This window comes from Tritonibacter aquimaris (assembly GCF_009617595.1).
GTDB classification, from domain to species: Bacteria; Pseudomonadota; Alphaproteobacteria; order Rhodobacterales; family Rhodobacteraceae; genus Epibacterium; species Epibacterium aquimaris.
This window is the reverse complement of sequence record NZ_WIXK01000002.1, coordinates 241,532-266,861: the sequence shown is the minus strand read 5'-3', so window position 1 is coordinate 266,861 and position 25,330 is coordinate 241,532. Positions and strand designations below refer to the sequence as shown.

The 25,330-nt window shown below is 55.0% G+C and carries 23 protein-coding genes and 1 tRNA gene; 13 read left to right on the top strand and 11 right to left on the bottom strand.

The features are described from left to right. Positions 1 to 40: 40 nt before the first annotated feature. From GG681_RS04830 to dxs, 4 genes are read left to right on the top strand one after another with little or no spacing between them, the layout of a single operon-like run. Positions 41 to 967, top strand: a complete 927-nt coding sequence (locus tag GG681_RS04830) for a histone deacetylase family protein (protein WP_153545666.1) — start codon at positions 41 to 43, stop codon at positions 965 to 967. Then, positions 964 to 1,206, top strand: a complete 243-nt coding sequence (locus GG681_RS04825) for an exodeoxyribonuclease VII small subunit (protein ID WP_153545664.1) — start codon at positions 964 to 966, stop codon at positions 1,204 to 1,206. Before GG681_RS04830 ends, GG681_RS04825 begins: the two co-directional genes overlap by 4 nt. A gap of 4 nt (positions 1,207 to 1,210) precedes the next feature. Next, complete coding sequence (locus tag GG681_RS04820) at positions 1,211 to 2,080, top strand: polyprenyl synthetase family protein (protein WP_153545662.1); 870 nt, start codon at positions 1,211 to 1,213, stop codon at positions 2,078 to 2,080. Positions 2,081 to 2,099: 19 nt separating this feature from the next. Next, positions 2,100 to 4,001 carry a 1-deoxy-D-xylulose-5-phosphate synthase gene (dxs, locus tag GG681_RS04815; protein WP_153545660.1) on the top strand — a complete coding sequence of 634 codons (1,902 nt, stop codon included), beginning with the start codon at positions 2,100 to 2,102 and terminating at the stop codon, positions 3,999 to 4,001. A gap of 30 nt (positions 4,002 to 4,031) precedes the next feature. Here the strand turns inward: dxs and GG681_RS04810 are convergent, their stop codons facing one another. The 4 genes from GG681_RS04810 to arsC all read right to left on the bottom strand — a co-directional run bounded on the left by GG681_RS04810 (position 4,032) and on the right by arsC (position 6,115). Then, positions 4,032 to 4,247 (bottom strand): tautomerase family protein, encoded by a 216-nt coding sequence (locus GG681_RS04810; RefSeq protein ID WP_153545658.1) that lies wholly within the window; start codon positions 4,245 to 4,247, stop codon positions 4,032 to 4,034. A 158-nt stretch (positions 4,248 to 4,405) separates the two neighbouring features. Continuing rightward, positions 4,406 to 5,227, bottom strand: a complete 822-nt coding sequence (locus tag GG681_RS04805; RefSeq protein WP_153545656.1) for an SDR family oxidoreductase — start codon at positions 5,225 to 5,227, stop codon at positions 4,406 to 4,408. 57 nt (positions 5,228 to 5,284) lie between these two features. Further along, a complete protein-coding gene (locus GG681_RS04800) occupies positions 5,285 to 5,584 on the bottom strand; it encodes a SelT/SelW/SelH family protein (protein WP_153545654.1) in 300 nt (99 codons plus the stop codon). Positions 5,585 to 5,689: 105 nt separating this feature from the next. Further along, a complete protein-coding gene (gene arsC / locus GG681_RS04795) occupies positions 5,690 to 6,115 on the bottom strand; it encodes an arsenate reductase (glutaredoxin) (RefSeq protein ID WP_153545652.1) in 426 nt (141 codons plus the stop codon). Positions 6,116 to 6,204: 89 nt separating this feature from the next. On the opposite strand from arsC, the gene ade reads away from it, so the two are divergent. From ade to msrA, 5 genes are all read left to right on the top strand, one after another. Then, complete coding sequence (gene ade / locus GG681_RS04790) at positions 6,205 to 8,007, top strand: adenine deaminase (RefSeq protein WP_153545650.1); 1,803 nt, start codon at positions 6,205 to 6,207, stop codon at positions 8,005 to 8,007. Then, positions 8,004 to 9,467, top strand: coding sequence for an AMP nucleosidase (locus GG681_RS04785; RefSeq protein ID WP_153545648.1), 1,464 nt, complete (start codon positions 8,004 to 8,006; stop codon positions 9,465 to 9,467). The genes ade and GG681_RS04785 overlap by 4 nt, the downstream gene beginning before the upstream one ends. Before the next feature lie 141 nt (positions 9,468 to 9,608). Further along, complete coding sequence (locus GG681_RS04780) at positions 9,609 to 9,902, top strand: HU family DNA-binding protein (protein ID WP_153545646.1); 294 nt, start codon at positions 9,609 to 9,611, stop codon at positions 9,900 to 9,902. Between the two features lie 176 nt (positions 9,903 to 10,078). Next, the gene (gene msrB / locus GG681_RS04775; RefSeq protein ID WP_153545644.1) at positions 10,079 to 10,525 is read left to right on the top strand and encodes a peptide-methionine (R)-S-oxide reductase MsrB; all 447 of its coding nucleotides are present in this window, start codon (positions 10,079 to 10,081) and stop codon (positions 10,523 to 10,525) included. After that, the gene (msrA, locus tag GG681_RS04770; RefSeq protein ID WP_153545642.1) at positions 10,525 to 11,028 is read left to right on the top strand and encodes a peptide-methionine (S)-S-oxide reductase MsrA; all 504 of its coding nucleotides are present in this window, start codon (positions 10,525 to 10,527) and stop codon (positions 11,026 to 11,028) included. The genes msrB and msrA overlap by 1 nt, the downstream gene beginning before the upstream one ends. A 9-nt stretch (positions 11,029 to 11,037) precedes the next feature. Here the strand turns inward: msrA and queG are convergent, their stop codons facing one another. The 5 genes from queG to GG681_RS04745 all read right to left on the bottom strand — a co-directional run bounded on the left by queG (position 11,038) and on the right by GG681_RS04745 (position 19,789). Continuing rightward, positions 11,038 to 12,105 carry a tRNA epoxyqueuosine(34) reductase QueG gene (gene queG, locus GG681_RS04765; RefSeq protein WP_153545641.1) on the bottom strand — a complete coding sequence of 356 codons (1,068 nt, stop codon included), beginning with the start codon at positions 12,103 to 12,105 and terminating at the stop codon, positions 11,038 to 11,040. Between the two features lie 71 nt (positions 12,106 to 12,176). Continuing rightward, the gene (gene fzlA, locus GG681_RS04760; protein WP_328593266.1) at positions 12,177 to 12,842 is read right to left on the bottom strand and encodes an FtsZ-binding protein FzlA; all 666 of its coding nucleotides are present in this window, start codon (positions 12,840 to 12,842) and stop codon (positions 12,177 to 12,179) included. Positions 12,843 to 12,906: 64 nt separating this feature from the next. Next, positions 12,907 to 13,635: a monofunctional biosynthetic peptidoglycan transglycosylase gene (gene mtgA, locus GG681_RS04755; RefSeq protein WP_153545640.1), complete on the bottom strand. Its 729-nt coding sequence runs from the start codon at positions 13,633 to 13,635 to the stop codon at positions 12,907 to 12,909. Positions 13,636 to 13,743: 108 nt separating this feature from the next. Then, on the bottom strand, positions 13,744 to 18,276 hold the full coding sequence (gene gltB, locus GG681_RS04750; RefSeq protein WP_153545638.1) for a glutamate synthase large subunit: 4,533 nt from the start codon (positions 18,274 to 18,276) through the stop codon (positions 13,744 to 13,746). Between the two features lie 70 nt (positions 18,277 to 18,346). Continuing rightward, positions 18,347 to 19,789, bottom strand: coding sequence for an NAD(P)-dependent oxidoreductase (locus GG681_RS04745; RefSeq protein ID WP_328593265.1), 1,443 nt, complete (start codon positions 19,787 to 19,789; stop codon positions 18,347 to 18,349). A gap of 230 nt (positions 19,790 to 20,019) precedes the next feature. Between GG681_RS04745 and GG681_RS04740 the strand changes: the two genes are divergently transcribed. Continuing rightward, positions 20,020 to 20,823, top strand: a complete 804-nt coding sequence (locus tag GG681_RS04740) for an undecaprenyl-diphosphate phosphatase (protein WP_153545634.1) — start codon at positions 20,020 to 20,022, stop codon at positions 20,821 to 20,823. Positions 20,824 to 20,876: 53 nt separating this feature from the next. Here the strand turns inward: GG681_RS04740 and GG681_RS04735 are convergent, their stop codons facing one another. Further along, positions 20,877 to 21,866, bottom strand: coding sequence for a complex I NDUFA9 subunit family protein (locus GG681_RS04735; protein ID WP_153545632.1), 990 nt, complete (start codon positions 21,864 to 21,866; stop codon positions 20,877 to 20,879). Positions 21,867 to 22,073: 207 nt separating this feature from the next. Here GG681_RS04735 and GG681_RS04730 point away from each other — a divergent pair. Beyond that, positions 22,074 to 22,160: transfer RNA gene (locus GG681_RS04730), tRNA-Leu, on the top strand. A gap of 177 nt (positions 22,161 to 22,337) precedes the next feature. On the opposite strand, the gene GG681_RS04725 is transcribed toward GG681_RS04730, so the two are convergent. Further along, positions 22,338 to 23,195 carry a MipA/OmpV family protein gene (locus tag GG681_RS04725; RefSeq protein ID WP_153545630.1) on the bottom strand — a complete coding sequence of 286 codons (858 nt, stop codon included), beginning with the start codon at positions 23,193 to 23,195 and terminating at the stop codon, positions 22,338 to 22,340. A gap of 326 nt (positions 23,196 to 23,521) precedes the next feature. On the opposite strand from GG681_RS04725, the gene GG681_RS04720 reads away from it, so the two are divergent. After that, positions 23,522 to 24,100, top strand: a complete 579-nt coding sequence (locus GG681_RS04720; RefSeq protein ID WP_153545628.1) for a hypothetical protein — start codon at positions 23,522 to 23,524, stop codon at positions 24,098 to 24,100. Next, positions 24,097 to 25,329 carry an efflux RND transporter periplasmic adaptor subunit gene (locus GG681_RS04715; RefSeq protein WP_153545626.1) on the top strand — a complete coding sequence of 411 codons (1,233 nt, stop codon included), beginning with the start codon at positions 24,097 to 24,099 and terminating at the stop codon, positions 25,327 to 25,329. Before GG681_RS04720 ends, GG681_RS04715 begins: the two co-directional genes overlap by 4 nt. Position 25,330: the final 1 nt, after the last annotated feature.

Here is a 25,330-nt window from a genome sequence, read left to right as displayed (position 1 = left end):
GCTTTTACGGTTGCGGCACTTGTTTTGGGAGGACGCCACCTTGACCACCGCCTTGATCACCCATGCCGCCTGTTTGGGTCACATAACGCCTGAAGGGCATCCTGAACGCGTCGCCCGGCTTGAACATGTGTTGCATGGATTGGAAGGCAAAGAGCTGAAGCGGGTCACAGCTCCGCTTGCAGCTGAAGACGACCTACTGCGCATTCACCCTAAATCCTACCTGGATGATTTGCGTGATGCGCAGCCAGATGCCGGACTCATTCAACTCGATGCGGATACATTCTTGTCGCCCGGCTCAATTGAGGCAGCCTATCGTGGTGCAGGAGCAATGTTGCGCGCGGTGGATATGGTATTGGCCGGTGAGGTTCAGAACGCTTTTGCTGCCATTCGTCCACCCGGACACCACGCAGAAACCGACACCTCAATGGGGTTCTGCCTCTTTGGCAATGCAGCGCTCGCGGCGAAATACGCGTTGGATCATCACGGGCTGTCGCGGGTCGCCGTGGTTGATTTTGATGTGCACCACGGGAACGGCACCCAAGATATCCTTTGGGCAGAAAAGCGCGCGCTGTTTATCTCATCTCAGCAGCTGCCATTGTGGCCCGAAACAGGCCGCGCCGATGAAGATGGTGCCTATGGGCAGATCGTCAATATCCCACTGAAACCGGAAACGGACGGTGCAGCGATGCGCGCCGCCTACCAAGACAAGGCATTTCCGCGCCTACGGGAGTTCGCGCCAGAACTGATCATCATATCTGCAGGTTTTGATGCGCATCGGGATGACCCGCTTGCGCAGCTGAATTGGACCACCCCAGACTATGCCTGGCTGACCCAGAAACTTTGCACCATCGCCGATGAGATTTGCGACGGCCGTATCGTCTCGACTTTGGAAGGCGGATATGATCTGAACGCGCTAACCGCCGCAACCTCGGCGCATGTGGACGAATTGATAAAGGCAGGATCATGACCCAGACCCCCGTCGAAGAAATGAGCTTTGAGCAGGCGATGCGTGAGCTGGAAACCGTGGTTGACCAGCTTGAGCGCGGAGATGTCGCGCTGGATGCGTCCATCGCACTATATGAACGCGGTGCAGCCCTGAAAAAACGCTGCGAGGATGAACTGAAGCGCGCAGAAGAAAAGGTTGCGGCCATTACTCTGGATTCCAATGGCGCACCAAGCGGCACCCAACCACTGGACGCGGACTAAACTGATGACAGCCTCACCCGTCTTTGCATCAGCGCTGACTGCGGCGCAGGCCAGAGTTTCAGAATTCGCCAAGTTCCGCATCAGCGGGCGTGACGAACTGCACGAGGCTATGCGTTATGCCATTATGGGCGGCAAAATGCTGCGCGGCTTTCTGGTGCTGGAGAGCGCGCGGCTGCACCATGTGCCCTCTGACACTGCGCTGAATGCAGCGCTCGCGATTGAATGCATACATGCTTATTCGCTGGTGCATGACGATCTGCCTTGCATGGATGATGATGATCTGCGCCGTGGCCAGCCCACGCTTCACCGCAAATGGAACGAAGCCACTGCTGTGCTTGCGGGTGACAGTCTGCAGACACTGGCGTTTGAACTGCTGGCAGAACCGATTGTTGGGCAGCATGCGCTCAAGCTGATCCGCAGCCTTGCGCAGGCGTCAGGTAAGGACGGCATGGTGTCCGGCCAAATGCTTGACATTAATGCCGAAACCGCCAAACAACCGCTTGGCCTGCCCCAGATTACCTTGCTGCAACAGCGTAAAACCGGCTGCCTGATCGAATGGTCTGCCACTGCCGGGCCTCAGCTTGCAGGCGCAGATACCACTGCATTGCTGACATACGCACAGGCGCTTGGCCTTGCGTTTCAAATCGCCGACGACATCCTGGATGTGGAGGGGGATGCCGATAAGGTTGGTAAGGCGCTGCGCAAGGATGAAGACGCAGGCAAAGCCACTTTTGTCTCTCTGCTTGGGCTTGATGCGGCCAAAGAACGCGCGGCAACCTTGGTGGAACAGGCCTGTGACGCGCTACATACTTATGGAGCAGAGGCGGAAACCCTGAAACAGGCCGCTCAGTTCGTTATCTCGCGCGATAGCTGATCGCGGCATAAGGATCACAATGTCCGACAGGCCCCATACCCCCCTTCTGGATCGGATCCACCGACCCGCAGATCTAAGAGCTTTGCGGGATGCAGAGCTTCGACAGCTGGTGGATGAATTACGGGCTGAGACCATTTCTGCGGTGTCGGAAACCGGCGGACATCTTGGTGCGGGCCTTGGAGTGGTCGAGCTCACGGTGGCGCTTCATGCGGTATTTGACACACCAAAAGACAAGCTGATCTGGGATGTCTCGCATCAGTGTTATCCCCATAAAATCCTGACAGAACGCCGTGACAGCATTCGCACCTTACGGATGAAAGAGGGTCTTTCGGGTTTCACCAAACGCAGCGAAAGCCCCTATGATCCGTTTGGCACGGCGCATAGTTCCACCTCAATCTCCGCCGCACTAGGGTTCAAAGTTGCGGGTGATCTGGGCGGCGATCTGCCTGAGGGCAGCGGCGATGCAATAGCCGTAATTGGTGACGGCGCAATGTCAGCGGGCATGGCGTTTGAAGCTATGAACAATGCAGGCGACCTCGGGCGGCGATTGTTTGTGATCTTGAATGACAATGGCATGTCAATTGACCCTCCTGTTGGTGCGCTGTCGACCTATCTTGCCAAGGCCTATTCAGATCCATCGCTGCAGAACCTGAAATCGATGGCGGATGGTGCAGCATCATTGCTGCCTGGGCCGCTGCGCGAAGGGGCAAAACGCGCCAAAGAGGTGATCAAGAACCTCGCCGTTGATGGCAGCTTGTTTGAAGCTTTGGGGTTTTCCTATATCGGCCCCATTGATGGGCACGACTTGGGACAGTTGCTGCCCGTTCTGAGATCTGCACAAGAAAACGCACGTGGGCCGGTTTTGATCCATGTGGTCACTCAAAAAGGCAAAGGCTACGCGCCCGCCGAAGGCGCGCCCGACAAGGGCCACGCCACTGGCAAGTTCGATGTGGGCACAGGTGAACAGAAAAAGACGCCAAGCAACGCGCCCTCATATTCATCAGTCTTTGGCGACAGCCTGGTGGAACTTGCGGCAAAAGACGACAAGATCTGCGCCATCACTGCTGCAATGACCGGTGGCACCGGGCTGAACCTGATGGCCGAACGCTACCCGTCGCGCTGCTTTGACGTTGGCATCGCTGAACAACATGCGGTGACCTTCAGTGCGGCGCTTGCTGCTGGTGGAATGAAGCCGTTTTGCACGATCTATTCCACCTTCCTGCAGCGTGGCTATGACCAGCTGGTACATGACGTTGCCATTCAACGCCTGCCAGTGCGCTTTGCGATTGACCGGGCTGGATTGGTGGGTGCCGATGGCGCAACCCATGCGGGCTCGTTTGACATTGCCTTTATGAGCAATCTGCCGGGCATGGTGGTGATGGCTGCGGCAGATGAGGCTGAACTGGTGCATATGGTCAAAACCGCCGCCGCATATAACGACGGACCTATAGCTTTCCGTTATCCTCGCGGCGCAGGGGTTGGTGTCGAATTGCCAGACGCGCCAGACGTGCTTGAGATCGGCAAAGGCCGGATCATCCAGCGCGGCAGCAACATCGCATTGCTCTCATTTGGCACGCGTTTGTCAGAGGTTCAAAAGGCAGCCGCCTCTCTGGAAAATCAGGGCATCACACCAACAATTGCAGACGCGCGATTTGCCAAACCGCTCGACCGGGACATGATTTTATCGCTCGTTGCAGAACATGACGCCATGATAACGATTGAGGAAGGCGCAATTGGCGGCTTTGGCTCTCATGTGGCGCAATTGCTGATGGATGAGGCTGTGTTTGATACTGGCTTCAAACTGCGCACGATGACGTTGCCAGATATTTTCATCGATCAAGCCAGCCCAAAAGACATGTATGATGTTGCGGCAATGAATGCAGAGCACATCACGGCCAAAGTGCTGGATCTGCTGAAGTAAAAATCCCCTGCCTAGCAGGGGATCTTTGAATTAGCTTGCCATCAAGGCTTTGACGTCGGGCAGGCCCAGCGCCTTACCACCTACGCCCCATTGGCCGTCTTTGACTTCTTCGATCACAACCCAAGTCACATCACGCAATTTCTCGCTGGTGACTTCGGTCACCGCATCGGTGATTTTTGCGATAAGCTCTTCGGATTGACCTTCGTTCAATTCGTCTTTGAATACTTTGACTTCGATAAGCGGCATGTTTCCACCTGACAGTTGGCTGCGTTAACTGCCGGTTCCTGCCTCTTGTGCGAGATCAGCGTTTGAACCGACAATATCAAAATATGTCGGCATAAAATTTATGTAACCTACAAAAAGGTATTATATCGGTTACTATATCGTGATTTGACCTGCACCCATCACGAATCACGCGCCAAGGCCTGAAGACCCACACGATAATCCGGGTACAGCAGCTCTACACCGAGTTCAGATTTGATCCGCGCGTTTTGTACTTTCTTGTTTTCAGAGTAAAAACTGCGCGCCATCGGGCTCATATCTGCGGTGTCAAAATCGACTTCTGGCGGCTTTGGCAGACCAAGCAATTCAGCGGCATAGCCAATCACATCCTGCGGCGGGGCCGGAAAATCGTCACACACATTGTAAACCGATCCCGGGTTGGGCTGCGCGATCGAGGCTGCAAGAACCTGCGCAATATCCTCCACGTGGATGCGTGAAAACACCTGTCCGGGCTTTACAATGCGACGTGCCTGCCCGGATTTCACCTTGGAAAACGGCCCGCGTCCAGGACCATAGATCCCTGCCAAACGAAACACATGCACAGGCAGGCCACTGCTGAGCCAGGCTTCTTCCGCTTCTTTGCGCCAATGCCCACGTCGGGTTGCGGGGGTCAGTGGGGTATCCTCATCAACCCAAGCCCCATCGTGATCACCATAGACTGCCGTTGTGGAAAGGTAGCCAACCCAGTCAGGCGCACACGAGCCAAGCTGTTGCAACAAATCCGCCAGCACTGGATCACCCTCGGCTGTTGGCGCGATAGAGCTCAGCACGTGGGTCACGCCGTCTAAGGGCAGATCATTTCCGGGCCATCTGACGGTTTTGAACCCCTCGGCATGTTCACCGGTGCGATTGGTTCCAACAACACGCCAACCATCTGGCACAAGCTTTCGAGCAAGCGCCTGCGCAGAATAGCCAAAACCAAGACAAAGAAGTGTATTTCCCATGCGCCATAGATGCGCATACGCCCCGCCTATGACAAGCGGTGAATAGGTAGGTTTTTGTTATGCTGAGGGTTTACGGTCCAAATGGCCCAAATCTTGATCAGGGTTTATGTGATCGCGCACACGAGATTTGAGCGCCTTCACATCCGGAAAGCCACCATCGCGTTTACGCTCCCACAACACCGCATCGCCAATGCGGATCTCATAGGTGCCGCCAATATCGCTTGGCACCAAAGTCACGCCACCAAGCTGCTCTTGAAAGGTCGACAATAGCTCCTGCGCCATCCAACCCGCGCGCAACATCCAATTGCAGCCAATACAATAGGAAATGGTAACAACGGGTTTGGGAGCTTCTGACATCTGGACCTCATACAATCGGCAGGCGGATCACGCGGTGGAGCAAGCATAGGCCTTCCCCCCAAAAAGATCCAATCGCGGATCCGATAACAAGCCGCATCAAAGAAACTACTCTTTGACGCGGTTCCCATCGGCATCGATCAAAAGATTGCCATCTTCCTTGGCCCATGGCCCTGTTGGCCAATTATCCAAAAGATCCAGCACCGCGCCAGAGGGACGACACAGTTTCACACCGTTTCTACATGCCACAATCGGACGGTTGACCAGCACAGGATGCTCCAACATCTGATCCAGCAACACATCGTCAGAGACTGTTGGGTCCAGTAGGCCAAGCTCTTCTGCGGGGGATTTGGTGGTACGCAAAGCCTGACGAGGGGTCAGCCCGGCCGCAGCAAAAAGCGACTGCAGCTGCGGGCGGCTCCAGCCGGTATCAAGGTATTCAACAACGACGGGCGTATAGCCAGCGTCCTTGATCAGTTGCAGCACATTGCGAGAGGTGCCACAGGCGGGGTTGTGGTGAATAACGATTTCCATGTGACTTTCTTCCTATTTTTGCATGACCTTTTGATGAAACACGGCAGGTTGCGCTTGAAATTGATTGCGCAAACAGACGAACATACACCATGTCAGAGACCCTTTTCCCGAGTTGGCCCGATGTTGCCCCGCAGCTGATTGATGTCGCTGCAGGTCGTTCCCCAGCAGACACGGTCATCCGTGGCGGCACATGGGTGAATGTACACACCCGTGAAATCCTGCCAGATCACGACATCGCAATCAAATGCGGACGTATTGCCTATGTTGGAACAGACGCATCCTATTGCATCGGCCAAGACACCAAGGTGATCGAGGCCAAGGGGCGATTTATGATCCCCGGGCTTTGTGATGCTCATATGCATATCGAAAGCGGTATGCTGACCCCGGCGGAATTTGCGCGCGCGGTTATTCCCCATGGCACCACCACCATGTTCACCGACCCCCATGAAATCGCCAATGTCATGGGGCTCGAAGGCGTGCGCCTGATGCATGATGAGGCGCTGATGCAGCCCGTCAATATCTACACCCAGATGCCAAGCTGTGCGCCATCAGCGCCGGGGCTGGAAACCACCGGGTTTGAAATCACCCCCGATGATGTGACTGAGGCGATGTCATGGCCCGGCATCATCGGCCTTGGCGAGATGATGAATTTCCCTGGCGTTGCCGCTGCAGATCCCAAAATGCTTGCAGAAATTGGCGCTGCCCAACGCGCGGGTAAAACGGTTGGCGGGCATTACGCTTCGCCAGATCTTGGGCCAGACTTCGCCGCCTATGTGGCCGGTGGGCCCGCAGATGACCACGAAGGCACCTCGGAAGCTGATGCCATCACCCGTACCCGTCAGGGCATGCGCGCGATGATGCGGCTGGGTTCTGCCTGGTATGATGTGGAAAGCCAGATCACCGCGATCACTGAAAAGGGCTTGGACAGTCGCTCCTTCATTTTATGTACAGACGATTGCCACTCTGGCACGCTTGTCCATGATGGGCATATGAACCGGGTCGTGCGCCACGCAATTGCCTGTGGCTGTGACCCTGTGGTGGCCCTACAGATGGCAACGATCAACACTGCCACGCATTTTGGGCTTGAACGGGAGATTGGCTCGCTCACCCCTGGACGGCGCGCGGATGTGATATTGACGTCTGATCTTAACGAGCTGCCAATTGAAACCGTGATTGCCCGCGGGCAGATCGTTGCAGAAAATGGCGCTATCACGGTGGAATGTCCGCATCTGCACTGGCCTGACCATGCCCGGGGCACCGTCCATTTAGGCCATGAGCTACGGGAAGATGATTTTGAAATCACAGCTCCCAAGGGCGCAAATATTGCAACGGTGAATGTCATTGGTGTGGTGGAAAATCAGGCCCCGACCAAAGCGCTGAAAGCAGAGCTGCCCGTAGAAGACGGGCGCATTGAAGCAAACGGAGAGATCTGCCAGATCGCGCTGGTGGAACGCCACCGCGGCACTGGTGGCGTATCGAATGCCTTTGTTTCGGGCTTTGGCTATCAGGGCAAGATGGCAATGGCATCAACCGTCGCCCATGACAGCCACCATATGATCGTTGTTGGTACTGATCGCACCCAAATGGCGCTGGCCGCCAATCGCCTCGCCGAAGTTGGCGGCGGCGTGACCCTTTTTCGCGATGGCGAAGAACTTGCCCTCGTAGAGCTCCCGATTGCCGGGCTCATGTCTGACAGCCCCGCCACTGAGGTCGCCGCCAGGGCACAGGCGCTTGGCAAAGCGATGGAAGCCTGCGGTTGCTCGCTCAACAATGCCTATATGCAGCACTCGCTTCTGGCGCTGGTTGTCATACCAGAGCTGCGCATATCTGACCTTGGATTGGTGGATGTCACCCAATTCAAAAAGATTCCCGTCATAGAAAGCACTGAATGACCATTAAGACACCCAAAGCCCCTGCTGCCGAACAATTTACCGACGCCGATGCGGCCGTTGCCCGCCTGATAGAGCTTTATGAACTCGCGACCGACTTCTTAAGCACAGCCTTCAAAGACGTGATCCAAAACGGTCCACAGGATGGGGTACATTATCGCGCTTTCTATCCGGAAATCCGTTTCACCAATCCGTCCTACACGCGTGTCGATAGTCGCCTCAGCTTTGGTCATGTCTCTGCGCCCGGCACCTATGCAAGCACCATTACGCGACCAGATCTGTTTCGACACTATCTCGCACAACAGATCACATTGCTGATCCGCAACCACGGGCAACCGGTCGAAATTGGTGCCTCCAATACACCGATCCCGATCCATTTTGCCGTTGCCAATCGCAGCGATGTCACCGTCCCACAAGAAGGCGCAGCCGGGTTTGTGTTGCGAGACATCTTTGATGTGCCGGACCTTGCCACAACCAATGACGATATCGTCAATGGCACCTATCAGCCCGAGGATGACATTGGCCCGCTGGCGCTGTTTACTGCCCAGCGGGTAGATTATTCACTGGCACGTCTGTCGCATTATACGGCCACAGATCCAGAGCACTTTCAAAACCATGTTCTGTTTACCAACTACCAGTTCTATGTGACCGAGTTTGAAAGCTATGCGCGCGAAATGCTGGCGGATCCAAGCTCTGGCTATTGCAGCTTTGTGAGCACCGGCAATCATGAGATCTTTGACGCCGATGCGGACATAGCCCCAACTGCCAAACTACCACAAATGCCGACCTACCATCTCAAACGTGCGGATGGGAATGGCATCACCCTGGTGAACATCGGTGTTGGCCCCTCAAACGCAAAAACAGCAACGGATCACATCGCGGTCTTGCGCCCCCATGCCTGGATGATGGTGGGCCACTGTGCTGGGCTGCGCAATACGCAATCGCTTGGTGATTTTGTTCTGGCCCATGCCTATCTGCGCGAAGACCATGTGCTTGATGATGATCTGCCGGTGTGGACGCCCATCCCGGCCTTGGCAGAAATTCAGGTTGCGCTGGAGCAGGCCGTCGCTGATGTCACCGCGCTGGAAGGCTATGATCTGAAGCGCATCATGCGCACAGGAACCGTTGCCACCATCGACAACCGAAACTGGGAGCTGCGCGACCAATCCGGCCCCGTACAGCGGTTGAGCCAATCGCGCGCCATTGCCCTCGATATGGAAAGCGCAACAATCGCCGCCAATGGCTACCGGTTCCGGGTTCCATATGGCACGTTGCTGTGTGTATCTGACAAGCCGCTTCATGGTGAGCTGAAACTGCCGGGCATGGCGTCTGATTTTTATCGCACTCAGGTTTCACGCCACTTGCAGATCGGGATCAAAGCTATGGAAGACCTGCGTAGTATGCCACTAGAACGTTTGCATAGTCGAAAACTACGTTCTTTCGATGAAACCGCGTTTTTATAGGCTAATTTCCGCAGAAAATCGCATGAAAAACCGCCTAAATGTTCTTGTTTTGACTGCCTATCCGTTGTGTTCGACCACAACATACCGATAGTATCTTGCGATGAGGCCCTAAACATCGGGCAGTCGTAAGGAGAATTAATAATGTCCAAACCGATGACCAAAACTCAGCTGGTCGCCGCACTGGCAGACGAGATGGGCAGCGACAAGAAAACTGCAGGCACAGCTCTGGAAGCCGTATGCAACCTGATCACCCGCGAAGTCGCAGGTGGCGGTGCCGTTACCCTTCCTGGTGTGGGTAAGATCTACTGCCGTGAACGTCCTGAGCGCGAAGTGCGCAACCCGGCCACCGGTGAGAAGTTCATGAAAGAAGCTGACAAGGTTGTAAAAATGACCATCGCAAAAGCGCTGAAAGACAGCGTGAACGGCGAAGCTTAAGGCTCAACCAGAGCTTTCGTGTAAGGGTCGCCTCACTCGGCGGCCCTTTTGCGTATGTGGATGACACACGGTCAAAGCGCTCAAGAAAAACTGAACGTTTTGCACAAAAATCAACCTTTGAATTTCCCGCGCGGCGCTCCATGTAATAGCCAAGATCCATCCAAGCGTGAGTGCCCATGTCACAATATTTCAAAGATCCAGATGCAATTGCCAAACTCTCGGACGAAGAGTTTCACGTGACACAGAACGCGGGCACAGAACGCCCCGGAACCGGCAAGCTCCTGCAAAACAAAGAACCGGGTATCTACGTCGATATTGTCTCTGGCGAGCCGCTGTTTGCCTCCTCAGACAAATATGAATCCGGCTGCGGCTGGCCCAGTTTCACCAAACCGATTGAACCTGAACACCTGCAAGAGCTGCGCGACACCACGCACGGCATGATCCGCACCGAAGTCCGCTCCACCCACGGGGACAGCCACCTTGGGCATGTGTTTCCGGATGGGCCTCAAGATCGCGGTGGGCTCCGCTATTGCATCAACTCTGCCTCACTGCGTTTCATTCATCTGAACGATATGGAAGTTGAAGGATACGGCGCATATCTCAACCAAGTGGAGGACCGCTGATGACACATTCAGAACGCGCCGTATTGGCCGGGGGCTGTTTTTGGGGAATGCAGGATCTGATCCGCAAGATGCCAGGGGTGATCACGACTCGTGTGGGCTACACCGGCGGGGATGTCGAAAACGCGACCTATCGCAATCATGGCACCCACGCGGAAGGGATCGAAATCATCTATGACCCCAGCCAGATCAGCTATCGTAAATTGCTGGAGTTCTTTTTCCAAATCCACGATCCAACAACGCCAAATCGTCAAGGCAACGACACCGGAATGAGCTACCGCTCAGCGATCTACTACACCAATGATGCGCAAAAGGCTGAGGCCTTCACAACAATAGAAGACGTCAACGCTTCGGGCCTATGGCCTGGTAAAGTCGTGACAGAAGTTGAGCCTGTTGGCGATTTCTGGGAAGCTGAGCCAGAGCATCAAGATTACCTGGAACGCACTCCAAACGGCTATACCTGCCATTTTGCCCGCCCGGATTGGGTGCTGGCGCGCAAAGCGTAAACAACTGCATCAGGACGCAGCGCGCCCCTGCCGCGTCCTGAGCTGCACAACAGCCCAACGCGCCGCATCTGCAACGGTCGCATCAGGATCTTCACACAGCCCCTCAGCCACGGGGCAGAGCGACTGATCATTTGAATTTCCGATCGCATATAAAACATTTCGCACAAATCGATCCCGACCAATGCGTTTAATGGGTGAGCCGGAAAACTTTGTACGAAACGCGGTGTCATCAAGCTGTGCCAGATCCGAAAGTTTCGGACTTATCAGCTCCTCCCGCGCCGCATAGCGCAGATCGCTGGCCTCAACCGCAAATTTGTTCCACGGACAGGCTGCAAGACAGTCATCACAGCCGTAGATCCGATTTCCCATCTTTGAGCGCAGCTCTTCATCAACCGGGCCTTTGTGTTCAATAGTCAGATAGGAAATACAGCGGCGTGCATCCAGCTGATAGGGTGCCGGAAACGCATCCGTTGGGCACGCCGTCAAACAGGCCTTGCATGAGCCACAGTTGTCTTTTGCCACCGTATCAACCGGCAAGTCTAACGTGGTAAAAACAGACCCTAAAAAGACCCAATTGCCCCAATCACGGCTGACAAGATTGGTGTGTTTACCCTGCCAACCAAGGCCTGCCGCCTGCGCCAAAGGCTTCTCTGGAACTGGCGCGGTATCAACAAAAACCTTCACCTCAGTTTCAGAACCCGCCTCGGAAATCAGCCAGCGCGCCAACCGTTTCAAACGCTTTTTCACCAGATCATGGTAGTCTTTATTACGCGCGTAAACAGAAATTGCCCCGCGATCGTGCTGCCCCAACAGCGCCATCGGATCTTCTTTCGGCGTATAGCTTTCAGCCAGCATAATAACGGAGCGCGCTTCGGGCCACAGCTGCGCCGGGTCGCCGCGCCAGTGGCTACGCTCCCCCATCCACGCCATTTGCCCGTGAAACCCTGCATCCAGAAACGCCTGCAGACGCTCTGCAACTTCTGGCACATCCCACGGGCGGCAAATCCGGCAAGAGACAAAACCCTCAGCCTGCGCCTGAGCCACCAACCTGGCTTTCAGATCTGAATTCGCATCCATCGTTTCAAAATACTCTCGGGGGTGAATTGGCCCAGAGGGCCAAGAGAGGGCAGAAGCCCCCTACCCTCATATCAGAAATCAAGGTCCGCGTAATGGGCGGGCGGGCGGAAGCCCGAAATCTGATCCGCCAAGATTGAGCGAAACGCCGGGCGCGATTTGATTTTCGCGTACCAATCCTTGACCACCGCGGATCTGTTCCAATCGACATCGGAGATATAATCCAGCGACGATAGATGCGCAGCAGCGGCAAAATCGGCCAATGTCATATTGTCCCCAGCCAGCCAACGTCGATGATCCAGCAACCAAGCCATGTAATCGAGATGGTATTTAATCGCCTTGGCACCGGCTTTCACATTGCGGCTGTCGGGATAGCCTTCTCCGGTCACCTTCTTGTTCACCCGCTCATAGAGCAGTTTTGAAGTCACCTCGTGATGGAATTTATCATCAAACCAAGATACGAGCCGTCGCACCTCGACCCGCTCTTCGGGGTCAGATGGCATCAAAGAAGGCGTTGGCCGCGTCTCTTCGATATATTCGCAGATTGCAGCGCTTTCCGTGAGGACCTTACCATCCAGACGCACCACCGGTACCTTGCCAGCGGGATTGCGGCGTAAAAAATCAGGATCCTGCTCCCAATAGCGCTCCTCAATCAGCTCAACTTCAATCTTCTTCTCCGCAAGCGACAGCCGCACTTTGCGGCAAAAGGGAGAAAGAGGAACGTGATAGAGACGGGCCACCTAGGAGCCTCCAATATAGACAAGGGAATGAGTGTAGCAGACATGCCTAAAAGCCGCGCGAGATTCAATCCTCGAAACACGCAGAACGACCATCTGCGCGGATCGTAGCCGCGCCATCTCGTATTCTGGCCGCACGCTTTTGCAAAGTGGGCGACGGGCGCGCAGCTGAACGCTGCTTGGGATTAGGAAGGACCGCCGCCAACAACGCCGCTTCGCGGGCGTTCAGCTCATCCGGGCCTTTGCCAAAATAGCGCCGCGCGCCTGCTTCTACACCAAAAACACCTTCATCGGTTTCAGCGACATTCAGATAGACTTCCAGAATGCGGCGCTTGCTCCAGAACAGTTCAACCATCGGCGTCAGCAAGGTTTCCATTGTCTTGCGCAGCCAACTACGGTCCTGCCAGAGGAACACGTTTTTCACCACTTGCTGCGACAGTGACGAACCACCGCGTTTGGCTCCATCCTGGAGCGCGTTCTGAATGGCTGTGAGGTCAAACCCCCAGTGCTGACAATAATTTGCGTCCTCGGCGGCGACGATCGAACGAGCCACAACTGGCGCAATATGCTCCATCGGAACCCATTCACGATCCACGTCGCCAAGACGGCGTTTTTCCATCCAGATGGTATGGGTAATCGGTGGGTTCACCACGGAATACAGCAAGACCAAAGCCAGCAAAAACGCGCTGCCGCCCAAGGCCACACGCAACAGCCAACGCCGCAGCCAGCGGATGGGCTGAAACTTCCGCGCTGCTGACCGCGTCTTTGATTTCTTCTTCTGCGCCTGTGTTGCCATAGTTCTTCTATACGGCAGTCAGATAGCGGTTACCAAGGGGCCAATTTAGACAAAAAATAACCCGCAGGTTCGATACCTGCGGGTCCAGTTGGGGATCTGTGTTTTAAGTTACTCAGCCGGAATGGCTGTATCTTCCTGCGTCAACGGGTATGGGAGCTTGTTTAGCATCTCTTTGGGGCACACTTGGAGGAAGTTGTGTCGCTCATTGTCCCAATTTTGCAAAATTTCTGCGGCCTTTCGGCTACCTGTTTCGCTTATATGCTGCTCAATCAGAGATTTGACTTCGTTTTCCCAATGTTGATTGCCCAGCTGGTTGATCACCAATGATTCCAAGTTCATCAGCTCTGATGCCAGGCCTTCAGGATCATAGAGATAGGCCATGCCGCCGGTCATACCCGCGCCAAAGTTTGCACCAATACTGCCCAGAATCACGGCAATGCCACCGGTCATATATTCACAACCGTTCGAGCCACAGCCTTCGACCACCACTTTGGCACCAGAGTTACGCACAGCAAACCGTTCACCAGCGCGACCCGCCGCAAAAAGATAGCCATCCGTTGCACCATACAGAACTGTGTTACCAATGATGGTGTTCTCGCTGGCTTTCAGCGGGCTGACTTGTGCCGGACGCACGGTAATGGTGCCACCGGACAGACCTTTGCCCACGTAGTCGTTTGCATCCCCTGACACCTCAAGCTTGAGCCCGGGCGCTGCAAAAGCCCCCAAGGATTGGCCCGCAGAGCCCTGCAATTTCACGGTCAAATGGTCAGGCTGCAACGAATTACGCATGCCAAAGTTCTGAACGATATGGCTCGAAGTGCGGGTGCCAACGGTACGGTGGGTGTTTTGCACCGCATAAGACAGTTGCATCTTTTCACCGTCTTTCAGGAACCGTGCTGCATCGCGCACAATTTCCGCATCCAGCGTATCCGGCACCGCATTGCGATCTTTGTCGCGATTGTAAACGATGTTTTGTGCGCCATCGACGGTGATCAGCATCGGGTTAAGATCGAGATCATCCAGATGCGCAGATCCACGTGAAACCTGTGCCAGAAGATCGGCACGGCCGATCACCTCATCCAGCGAACGCGCGCCGATGGATGCCAGGATTTCACGCACTTCCTGCGCATAGAACGTGATCAGATTCACCACTTTGTCTGCATTGCCGGTAAACTTGCCGCGCAGCGCCTCATCCTGGGTACAGACACCCACCGGACAAGTGTTGGACTGACACTGGCGCACCATGATGCAACCCATCGCAATCAGGGCTGCAGTGCCGATGCCGTATTCCTCAGCCCCAAGCATCGCCGCCATGACGATATCACGCCCGGTGCGCAGGCCACCATCGGTGCGCAGGGTCACCCGGTCACGCAGATTGTTCATCGCCAGAACCTGATGCGCCTCGGTGAGGCCCATCTCCCACGGCAAGCCGCAGTATTTGATCGAGGTCGCAGGCGAAGCACCAGTGCCGCCATTATGGCCAGAGATCAGGATCACATCAGCTTCGGCCTTGGCAACGCCCGCCGCAATTGTACCAACACCAGAGGCAGCCACCAGTTTCACGGTCACTTTACAGCGCGGGTTGATCTGCTTCAGGTCGTAGATCAGCTGTGCCAGATCTTCGATCGAATAGATATCGTGGTGCGGCGGCGGCGAAATCAGGGTCACACCTTTGGTAGAGTGACGCAGACGCGCAATCAGATCGGTGACCTTCATGCCCGGCAGCTGGCCACCCTCACCGGGTTTTGCACCCTGGGCCACTTTGATTTCCAGCTCTTCACACTGGTTCAGATATTCGGCGGTAACACCAAAACGACCCGAGGCAACCTGTTTGATTTTCGCAGACGGGTTGTCACCATTGGGCTCAGGCACAAAATGCGCTGGATCTTCACCACCTTCACCCGAGTCGGACTTTGCACCAATGCGGTTCATCGCAACGTTCAACGTCTTATGCGCTTCGGGGCTCAGCGCACCCAAGGACATGCCCGGCGTGACAAAACGTTTCCGAATCGAGGTGATGCTTTCCACCTCTTCGATCGGCACGGCCTCACCCATAGGTTTGATGGCCAGAAGATCACGCAAATGAATCGGTGGGTTCGATTGCATCTTGGCCGAATACTGCTTCCACAGCTCGAAAGAGGCGCGGTTACACGCCATCTGCATCATATGCATCGAGCTTGCTTCCCAGGCGTGGGTCTCGCCGGATTTACGCGCTTTGTAGAAACCGCCAATCGGCAACACACCATCTGCGGCGCTCCAGCCTTTGGCGTGAATTTCTTCGGCTTTTTTCTGAATGCCGTGAATACCGATACCAGAAATGCGCGAGGTCATGCCCGGGAAATACTCGGCCACCATCGCGCGGCTCAGGCCCACAGCTTCAAAGTTCAGACCACCACGGTATGAGGAAATGACAGAAATCCCCATCTTGGCCATGATTTTCAGAAGGCCCTGATCAATCGCTTCGCGGTAGCGGGCGATGTTTTCAGTCAAGCTTCCGTCCAGCAGGCCGCGCTCAATACGATCCGCCAGCGAATCTTCTGCGAGATATGCGTTTACAACGGTAGCACCACAGCCAATCAGCACCGCAAAGTAATGCGGATCAATACATTCAGCCGAGCGCACATTCAGCGAGCAGAAGGTGCGCAGCCCTTTGCGGGTCAGATGCGAATGCACAGCAGAGGTCGCCAAAATCATTGGCATCGCCACGCGGCCTTCGCCGGAGTGCTGATCGGTCAACACAATATGGCCAGCACCCGAACGCACTGCTTCTTCCGCCTCAGAGCGAATACGGGCAAGACCTGCATTCAACGCGCCTTCGCCTGCATCAAAGCTACAGTCGATCTCAACCAGTGGTGCGTTGAACTGTGCAACCAGCTTGGCCCATTGCGCATTGCCAACAAACGGGCTCTCAAGCACGATGATTTCGGTCTGCGAGCTGTCTTCATCCAGAACGTTTTTCAGGTTTCCGAACCGCGTCTTCAGCGACATCACACGGTATTCACGCAGACTGTCGATCGGCGGGTTGGTAACCTGGCTGAAGTTCTGACGGAAGAAGTGGCTCAGCGGGCGGTACATATTGGACAGAACCGCAGATGGGGTATCATCGCCCATCGATGCAAGGCTTTCCTTACCGTCTTCAGCCATCGGCGCCAGGATTTGCTCCAGCTCTTCAATGGTATAGCCAGCTGCAACCTGACGGCGGCGCAGATCTTCACCAGTGAACAGAGGCTCTTCTGTGGCTTCGGCCAACGCAGTATCAACATCGTTGATCTTGGCAACCCAGTCACCAAATGGCAGCGCGCGCGACAGCTTGTCTTTGATTTCGGTGTCGTGGAACAGCTGGCCCTTTTTCATATCCACAGCCAGCATCTGACCAGGACCAAGCGCGCCTTTTTCCACCACATTGGCCTCATCGATCGGGACCATACCTGCTTCAGAGCCTGCAATCACCAGACCATCGCCAGTCACCACATAGCGCATCGGACGCAGACCATTGCGATCCAGACCAGCACAGACCCAGCGGCCGTCGGTCATCGCAAGCGCTGCCGGACCATCCCATGGCTCCATCACAGAGTTGCAATAGGAATACATGTCACGCCAGGCTTTGGGCAGTTCCAGCGCTTGTTTGGACCAGCTTTCAGGCACCAGCATGGTTTTGGCCATCGGCGCAGAACGACCGGCGCGCACCAGGACTTCAAACACGGAATCAAGCGCCGCCGAATCTGACGAACCCGAAGCGATAATCGGCTTGATATCTTCAGCATGATCACCAAAAGACGCCGACGCCATGCGGATTTCATGGCTTTTCATCCAGTTGACGTTGCCCTTCAGCGTGTTGATCTCACCATTGTGGGCCAACATGCGGAACGGCTGGGCCAGCCACCACTGCGGGAAGGTGTTGGTGGAATAACGCTGGTGATAGAGCGCAAAGGCAGATTCAAAACGCTCGTCCATCAGATCGGGGTAGAATACCGCAACCTGCTCCGCCAGCATCATGCCTTTGTAGATGATCGAGCGGCACGACAGTGACGCAATATAAAGTTCACCGACCTGCGCGGCAGCAGCTGCTTTTTCAATCCGGCGACGGATCACATAAAGCTCACGCTCAAAGGTCTCTTCGTCGACACCTTTGGAGTTAGAAATCAGGATCTGTTCGATTTCAGGACGTGTCGCGTTGGCCTTATCACCCAGGCAGGTCACATCCACCGGCACATGGCGCCAGCCGTAGATGTAGTAACCCATACGCAGAACTTCGCTTTCCACGATGGTCCGGCAGGTTTCTTGCGCGCCAAAATCAGTACGTGGCAGGAAGACCTGACCAACAGCAACCAGCTCATCTTTGCGCGGCTCGTGACCGGTGCGTTTGATCTGATCGTAGAAAAACTCAACAGGGATCTGCACATGGATGCCTGCGCCGTCGCCGGTTTTACCATCTGCATCAACCGCACCACGGTGCCAGATCGCCTTCAGCGCTTCGATACCGGCCTCAACCACCTTGCGGCTTTTCTTGCCATCGATGGAAACCACAAGGCCCACACCACAGGAAGAATGCTCTTCTTCCTCGGTGTAGAGACCGTTTTCGGCCATCCATTTACGCTTGGCTTCCTCAGCCCGGACCCAATCTGCGTCATACTTGGTCATGTTAAACTCCGTTTCCTGGGGCCGCGCCTCACCCTTCCGGGGGCGCACTGCCATATCTGGGATGTGTGTTTTATTCTGCTGCGACTGCGGCGGCGGCATCAAAGCGTGCAAGGATCGCATCGGCGCAATCACGACCATCTTTGATGGCCCAAACCACCAAAGAGGCCCCGCGCACGATGTCACCTACAGCGTAGACGCCATCCATCTCGGTCGCGCCGGTCTGGAAAGCCGCTTTTACGGTGCCCCAACGTGTGACCGGCAGCTCCGGCTGGTTCCACAGCGTTGGCAGATCTTCCGGCTCAAAGCCCAGAGCCTTGATCACAAGATCCGCGTCCTCGACGTAGTCCGCGCCCTCGATAACCTCGGGTGCCTGACGGCCAGAGGCATCCGGCTGACCAAGGCGCATACGCTGCACCATCACACCGGACACTTTGCCATCGCTGTCAGCAAAGCCTTTAGGGGCAGAAAGCCATTCAAAGATCACGCCTTCTTCTTCGGCGTTTTGCACTTCGCGCTGCGAACCGGGCATATTCGCCTTATCGCGACGATACAGGCACTTCACCGAGGTCGCGCCCTGACGGATAGATGTGCGCACGCAATCCATCGCGGTGTCACCACCGCCAATAACCACCACGCGCTTACCTTCGGCGTTCAGGCTGCCATCTTCAAAGGCGGCAACGCTGTCACCAAAGTTAGAAGCCTTGTTGGCGGCTGTCAGGAAGTCCAGCGCCTTAACAATACCGCTGGCACCAGAGCCGGGCATTTCCAGATCACGCGATTTATATACACCAGTGGCAATGATTACTGCATCATGGGTGCTGCGGATCTCTTCAAAGGTGATGTCCTGACCAACTGCGCAGTTCATCACAAACCGCACGCCACTGTCTTCGAGCAGTTTATTGCGGCGCATCACCACGTCTTTCTCGAGCTTAAAGCCGGGAATACCATAGGTGAGCAGGCCGCCGGCACGATCATAGCGATCGTAAACTGTCACCTGCACGCCCGCTTTGCGCAGCATATCGGCAGCAGCCAAACCACCAGGGCCCGCACCGATAATACCAACAGATTCAGTGCGCTCCGCCAAAGGAGCAAAAGGCTTTACCCAGCCTTCTTCCCATGCGGTGTCGGTAATGTATTTCTCTACCGCACCAATGGTCACGGTGCCGTGGCCAGACTGTTCGATCACGCAATTGCCTTCACACAGACGATCCTGTGGGCAGATGCGGCCGCAGATTTCCGGGAAAGTGTTGGTTGCCTGGCTGGTTGCATAGGCTTCCTGCAAACGACCCGATGCGGTCAGGCGCAGCCAATCAGGGATATTGTTGTGAAGCGGACAGTGGGACTGGCAATACGGCACGCCACACTGGCTACAACGGCTGGCCTGCTCCTCTGCCTTAGCAGCAGCAAATTCAGCATAGATCTCGTTGAAATCTTCTTTGCGTTCCTTGGCGGTCCGCTTTTCGGGCATATCGCGGTCGAACTGCACGAATTTAAGCATCGGTTGCTTGGCCACGGCTGAACACTCCATCTGGCTGGCTGGGTCGCGATGTGCGACGTAGCATGCGAAAATTAGTAAGCTTTACTGACTTAAATTTCAGAAAGCGCTCTTTGTCATACTATCTCTTGGGGCAATGTACAGAAGTTTTAGGTCCGATTCGGACATTACTGCATGACTTTCTTTTCATCACAACGACTTATAGACAGTGTAGAAAATTCAGCGCCTATCCTCTTACAGGAATTACCATGTCATTGTTTCATCTCTTTATAGTTGCGATTATCCAAGGCGTTACAGAGTTTCTGCCGATTTCCTCATCGGGTCATTTGATTCTCTTGCCTGAACTCACTGGGATGGACGACCAAGGGCAGTTGATCGACGTCGCCGTTCATGTGGGCACCTTGCTGGCGGTCATCATCTATTTTTGGTCCGATGTCCGCGACGGGCTGATCGGTTTGCCACGCGTGTTCACCGGCCGCATCGACACACCTGGCGCGCGTTTGGCCCTTGGTTTGATCATCGCCACAATACCAACTGTCATCTTTGGTGCGTTTTTACACTTCACCGGGCTAAGCGACGCTTTGCGTTCAATGGCAGTGATTGGGTGGACCATGCTCGGATTTGGCGTTGTGCTTTATGTGGCCGATCAATGGGGCGCCGAAACCAAAGAGGCACGCGACTGGGGTGTCAAAGACGCGCTGATAATGGGGCTGTGGCAAATGCTGGCTCTCATTCCAGGCACATCGCGATCGGGCATTACCATCACCGGCGCCCGGCAACTGGGCTATACCCGCGAAGAAGGCGCGCGCATTGCAATGCTGATGTCGATCCCAACCATTATTGCCTCAGGCGTGTTGCTCGGAGCGGAAATGGCGGTAGAGGCCAATGCAGCCATCATGCGCGACGCGGCGATTGCGGCAGGATTGGCGTTTGGGTCAGCGCTGCTGGCGCTTGTGTTGATGATGCGGCTTTTGCGCAGCATCAGCTTCACCCCTTATGTGATCTACAGGGTGATCCTTGGCATCATATTGCTGGTCATTGCCTACAGCTGAACAAACAAAAAAGGCGCTGTAATCAGCGCCTTTTTCTTAAGAGCGTGTAGCCTTTAGCTTTCGTCGCGCAGATTGCGAGCAGACCCAACCATTTCGTCGTACTGGCCAGAGGGTCGGAATTTCCACAGATAGTCTGGCAACACGGCCTCCATGTTGATCGGCGCAATGTCCAGATCCGCAAAGCTCAAAGCATCTTGAGACACAACATTATCCGTGCGCAGGTTCTTAACCTGATCAACGGTCAGCATCTTGTTTTCAATCAGCTGAAACGAAGCCTTTTGCATCAAATCAAAACCACCCGCCATTGCACGCGCGGCAAGGCCAGGCATTGAAAGGATCAAAGACTTACGGTGGATGACCGCAAGCATCCGCTGCATCAGGCCGCGAAATGATACGGCCTCAGGCCCACCCAGCTCATAGATCCCGGGTTTGGCATCACCAAGCACCGCCATAGCAGCCGCCTGCGCCACATCATCCACATACACCGGCTGAAACTTGGTCGCGCCATAGGCGATCGGCAACATCGGCGACAAGCGCGCCATTGCCGCAAAGCGATTGAAGAACTCATCCTCTGGGCCAAAGATCACTGAAGGGCGCAAAATTACCGCATCAGGCTGGTGCTCTAGCACACCCGCTTCGCCTGCGGCTTTGGAACGCGCATATTTACTGGCGCTCTGCGCATCCGCGCCAATCGCCGAAACATGCACAAAATTCTTGAGCCCAGCCTCTGCCGCCAAACGGGCTACGCGCTCTGCTCCCTCAGCCTGAACCGCCTCAAAGGTATTCTTCCCCAGCCCGTTCAGAACACCAACACAGTTCACAGCCGCATCTGCGCCTTCCAGAACCGAGGCAACCGAAGCATCATCACGAATATTGCAAAAAACCGGCTCGACCTGACCCGGCACCCCGTAGGGTTTTACATGCATCGCTTCGTTTGGGCGACGCACGGCAACACGGACCCGCCAGCCCTCTTTGGCCATGCGCCGCGCGATGTAGCGCCCGACAAAGCCAGATCCACCAAAAATCGTAACCAGTTTGGACATATGTTGGCTCCTAAAATTAGCTGTGGAAAGAACTAGCCCTCAACCGAAATGCAAACAAGGCGCAAAACCAAAATTGATTAGCAGCACTCTCTTAGGTGCTATTCTTGCAAGTCAGGGCGAGAAATAAAGCGGCCCATGGCAAAATTTGCAAAAACCTGTTTGACGCCACCTCCGACTCCCCTTATACGCCCGGCTCACGACATCTGTGCCCAGATGGCGGAATTGGTAGACGCGCTAGCTTCAGGTGCTAGTGTCCGTATGGACGTGGAGGTTCGAGTCCTCTTCTGGGCACCATATCCCCCTTAATATTCCCACAGTGAATAATATTACCCTACAGACTTCCCCAAAGGGTTGTTGCCTACGTTATGGCTGGGCATGCTTGAACAATCAGGTGCGCCATGTCGCAATGGATACCAAAAGATCAGCCAATGCATGCCCAGCACAGAAAATGCGCCTTCAATCTGGCAGCATCTAGAAGCTATACCCAACCAACAGGACTGCGCCGTAGTTATTTTTCGATTTCACAATCGGGCTATCCGCGGCATCGCCAAGCAATTGCGAGTATTGCACCATACCTGTCAGTCCCCAATTTCCTCCAAGAGGTTTGATAAAACCAACCTCGGCATTCACCGAGTTGAGCCCGGATTCAGCTGTATATTGCCGAAGACCAGATGATGCTGATTGGGTGGATGAAACCCCAAAGAAGCTCTGATTGTAGTCATCATCGGCCCAATCAACCGAAAGGCCCCCGATTAACATCATCCCGATTTGAGACGGCGAAGACCTTAGTCCACGCCCAGCGCCCAGCGGGATTGCGCTTTGAACACCCAAAGACACGACTGTTCCTTTTGAGCCATCCATAAACTTGTGAACGTCCGCAGTGGCTGCAACTGATGCACCAAGGTCAAGCTCTGCGCCCAATGCGAGAATGGTGCCATCCTCGATGTCTCCCAAACCATTCAGGTAATCACTATCGCTTTCTTCACGTCCACCGCCATATCCGAGGGTCGCAGAAAAGCTGAAGCTGTCTCGCTCATAGACTGTCGCGCTTAGACCCTCGCCTGAAAACGTTATCGCATCGCGCCATGTGATTTCGAAAGTCGGAAACGCAACGGCCTCATATTTGTCTGAGCCCTGATACTCCGGCACATAGCCAACACCGGCTCCCAGCGAAAACTCCCAATCGCTTTGATGTTCCGCTTCAGCAATATACTGCCCCTGATCGGCGACGTACTGCCCGATGTCCTGTGCACTCGCCTGGCTGGCCAGCGTCGCAGCGCTAAGACCAAATGCGGTAGCCGCCCAAAGGCTGTGAGATCTTGGTTTCATGAATTTCCTCAACTCTTATAAATTCTTCTGAGGTGACGGATTGCCACCAGCCCAGCGCCCAGGTCGTCAGCTCAGCAAGAGATTGCGGCTGCTGCCGCACTAAAAACGCGCGTGCAGCGGCCGCTTGATCTGCGTCAAAAGCTCTGACCAATCGCAGTCGCAGCCTAGCTGCCGTCTTGCAAAAAAGGTTCCGCGCCAACCGTCGTGGACAGGTTCTGTTGTTCTCGCCGAAGGGAGAAGACCCCCATCTTCGCGAATCCAGCTACCGCTAGAGACGTCGCGCAAACCGCGATCAACGTCACTTCGAGAAAGGAAGCCTTGATCAGATGGCACACAATCAAAGCAACTGGCTTAGCGGATCCAAACATCAGAAACTGCAGTACTGCCGGGATACCGCAACAACAAAAGCAGTGTCGCTGGTGCTGGCGATTTTGCTGGCATCTGTAATCGCCTCAACCAACCAGGCATCTGCAAGCGAAATCACACCGCGAGACGGTGTTTGGAGCGGCAATGCAAGTATCCGTGATATTCGTGGCTGCACGCCAGAGCTACGTTCAGAGATTAGCTCTGACGCAGAAGACAACACTCTCTACTCCGAAAATGTCACATTCAAGCACCCTTTCGAACTGAAGCAGTTCAACGATGTTTGGGAAGTTGACGTCAATTGGACCAAACACGGCCCCAACCATTGGACGGGCAAATACGTCGAAGTCGAACGGTCATTGTTTGGCAGTGTGACCATCACCACAGAAGTTGAGACACACCTTCTAAGCGATACTCAAATCCAACAAAGCGCGCTGCAAACCCTGGCGTTTTCAAAAGGGCTCGCGCGCAAGTTGGGGACCAAAACCCCATGCGTGATTGAATCGGATATTACCCATCGTCACATGGGCAATAAACGATGACAGCCAGACCCGACACAGATCAACGCATCGATCGCGGACCCGTGGTGCTACAAACCAGGGTACGCGAGGGAGATGAGAATACGCATGATTGTGTCGGCGCTGAGACCCCCAACTTGCGCCGCGCACGCTTGTTTAACGATGATCCGGTGCACCGCTTTGCCCCGTTTTCTGCTATCGTTGCCTGTGTTCTGCTCGCGTTTTGGATGCTGATCGGCATGATCAGCGAGACCCAATCTCGGCCACACGAAGCGGACCACTCCAACACACTACCCTCTGTTGAGGTCTCGACCCTTCCATCCACTGCCGAAGAGGTTTGGCATGTATTTGAGGGTCGAGGCACCACACAACCGCTCCAGACCATCGAACTGACCGCGCCGATTTCCGGGACCATCAACCAATTACTTGTGACCAAAGGCGCCTATGTGGAGGAAGGCGATCTGATCGCTAAATTCGACGCCAGCCAAATCGTTTCGGAACTGGCAAAACTGCGCGCAGAAACCGCACAGGCAAAGCTGGAGCTCAATATCGCCGAAGCTTTGCACCAAAAAGATACCGCCACGGCGCTGCGTGTCAGCAAGGCACGTGCAAACCATATGGCGGCCACAGCAAACCAGAAACAGGCGCTAGAAAATCTGAAACGGCATAGCGTTCGCGCGCCCTTTGGCGGACGGTTAGAAACGATGGATGTGGTGAAAGGCGAAACGCTTCAGCAGGGCACACGGATTTTACAAATCACTGACCTGTCTTCGGTGCTGATCCCGGTACAAGTCCCGCAAGATCTACGTCAGTATCTGCGCAATGGGATGAGTGCGGACATCCACTTTAGCTCAGGCCCTAGCCTTACTGGCGAAATTGTCTTTCTTGCCAACGTCGCTGACCCCGGAACACGCAAATTTCGCGCAGATATTCGCATTGCCAATCAACGCGCCAATATTCCAGTTGGGATCGATGCCAACGTTGTTGTCCCGGCCACTCAATCGCGGGCGCATTTTATCAAGCCAGAATTCTTATCACTCAGCGATGCGGGCGCGATTGGGCTCAAGATCGTCGGCCCAGAAAACCATGTTCGGTTCCACCCCGTCACCATCATCAAAACCGAACAATCAGGCCTATGGCTGAGCGGGCTGCCAGAAGAAATCCAATACCTCACATCAGGACGCGGCATGGTCAGTGATGGTGATCTGATCACCCCGAATACAGATACCATCCTCGCGGGCAGGACCAAGTGAT

Coding starts and splice junctions, on each gene's coding strand:
- GG681_RS04825 (WP_153545664.1), top strand. CDS start 964: ATGACCCAGACCCCCGTCGAAGAAATGAGCTTTGAGCAGGCGATGCGT.
- GG681_RS04820 (WP_153545662.1), top strand. CDS start 1,211: ATGACAGCCTCACCCGTCTTTGCATCAGCGCTGACTGCGGCGCAGGCC.
- dxs (WP_153545660.1), top strand. CDS start 2,100: ATGTCCGACAGGCCCCATACCCCCCTTCTGGATCGGATCCACCGACCC.
- GG681_RS04810 (WP_153545658.1), bottom strand. CDS start 4,247: ATGCCGCTTATCGAAGTCAAAGTATTCAAAGACGAATTGAACGAAGGT.
- GG681_RS04805 (WP_153545656.1), bottom strand. CDS start 5,227: ATGGGAAATACACTTCTTTGTCTTGGTTTTGGCTATTCTGCGCAGGCG.
- GG681_RS04800 (WP_153545654.1), bottom strand. CDS start 5,584: ATGTCAGAAGCTCCCAAACCCGTTGTTACCATTTCCTATTGTATTGGC.
- arsC (WP_153545652.1), bottom strand. CDS start 6,115: ATGGAAATCGTTATTCACCACAACCCCGCCTGTGGCACCTCTCGCAAT.
- ade (WP_153545650.1), top strand. CDS start 6,205: ATGTCAGAGACCCTTTTCCCGAGTTGGCCCGATGTTGCCCCGCAGCTG.
- GG681_RS04785 (WP_153545648.1), top strand. CDS start 8,004: ATGACCATTAAGACACCCAAAGCCCCTGCTGCCGAACAATTTACCGAC.
- GG681_RS04780 (WP_153545646.1), top strand. CDS start 9,609: ATGTCCAAACCGATGACCAAAACTCAGCTGGTCGCCGCACTGGCAGAC.
- msrB (WP_153545644.1), top strand. CDS start 10,079: ATGTCACAATATTTCAAAGATCCAGATGCAATTGCCAAACTCTCGGAC.
- msrA (WP_153545642.1), top strand. CDS start 10,525: ATGACACATTCAGAACGCGCCGTATTGGCCGGGGGCTGTTTTTGGGGA.
- queG (WP_153545641.1), bottom strand. CDS start 12,105: ATGGATGCGAATTCAGATCTGAAAGCCAGGTTGGTGGCTCAGGCGCAG.
- mtgA (WP_153545640.1), bottom strand. CDS start 13,635: ATGGCAACACAGGCGCAGAAGAAGAAATCAAAGACGCGGTCAGCAGCG.
- gltB (WP_153545638.1), bottom strand. CDS start 18,276: ATGACCAAGTATGACGCAGATTGGGTCCGGGCTGAGGAAGCCAAGCGT.
- GG681_RS04740 (WP_153545634.1), top strand. CDS start 20,020: ATGTCATTGTTTCATCTCTTTATAGTTGCGATTATCCAAGGCGTTACA.
- GG681_RS04735 (WP_153545632.1), bottom strand. CDS start 21,866: ATGTCCAAACTGGTTACGATTTTTGGTGGATCTGGCTTTGTCGGGCGC.
- GG681_RS04725 (WP_153545630.1), bottom strand. CDS start 23,195: ATGAAACCAAGATCTCACAGCCTTTGGGCGGCTACCGCATTTGGTCTT.
- GG681_RS04720 (WP_153545628.1), top strand. CDS start 23,522: ATGGCACACAATCAAAGCAACTGGCTTAGCGGATCCAAACATCAGAAA.
- GG681_RS04715 (WP_153545626.1), top strand. CDS start 24,097: ATGACAGCCAGACCCGACACAGATCAACGCATCGATCGCGGACCCGTG.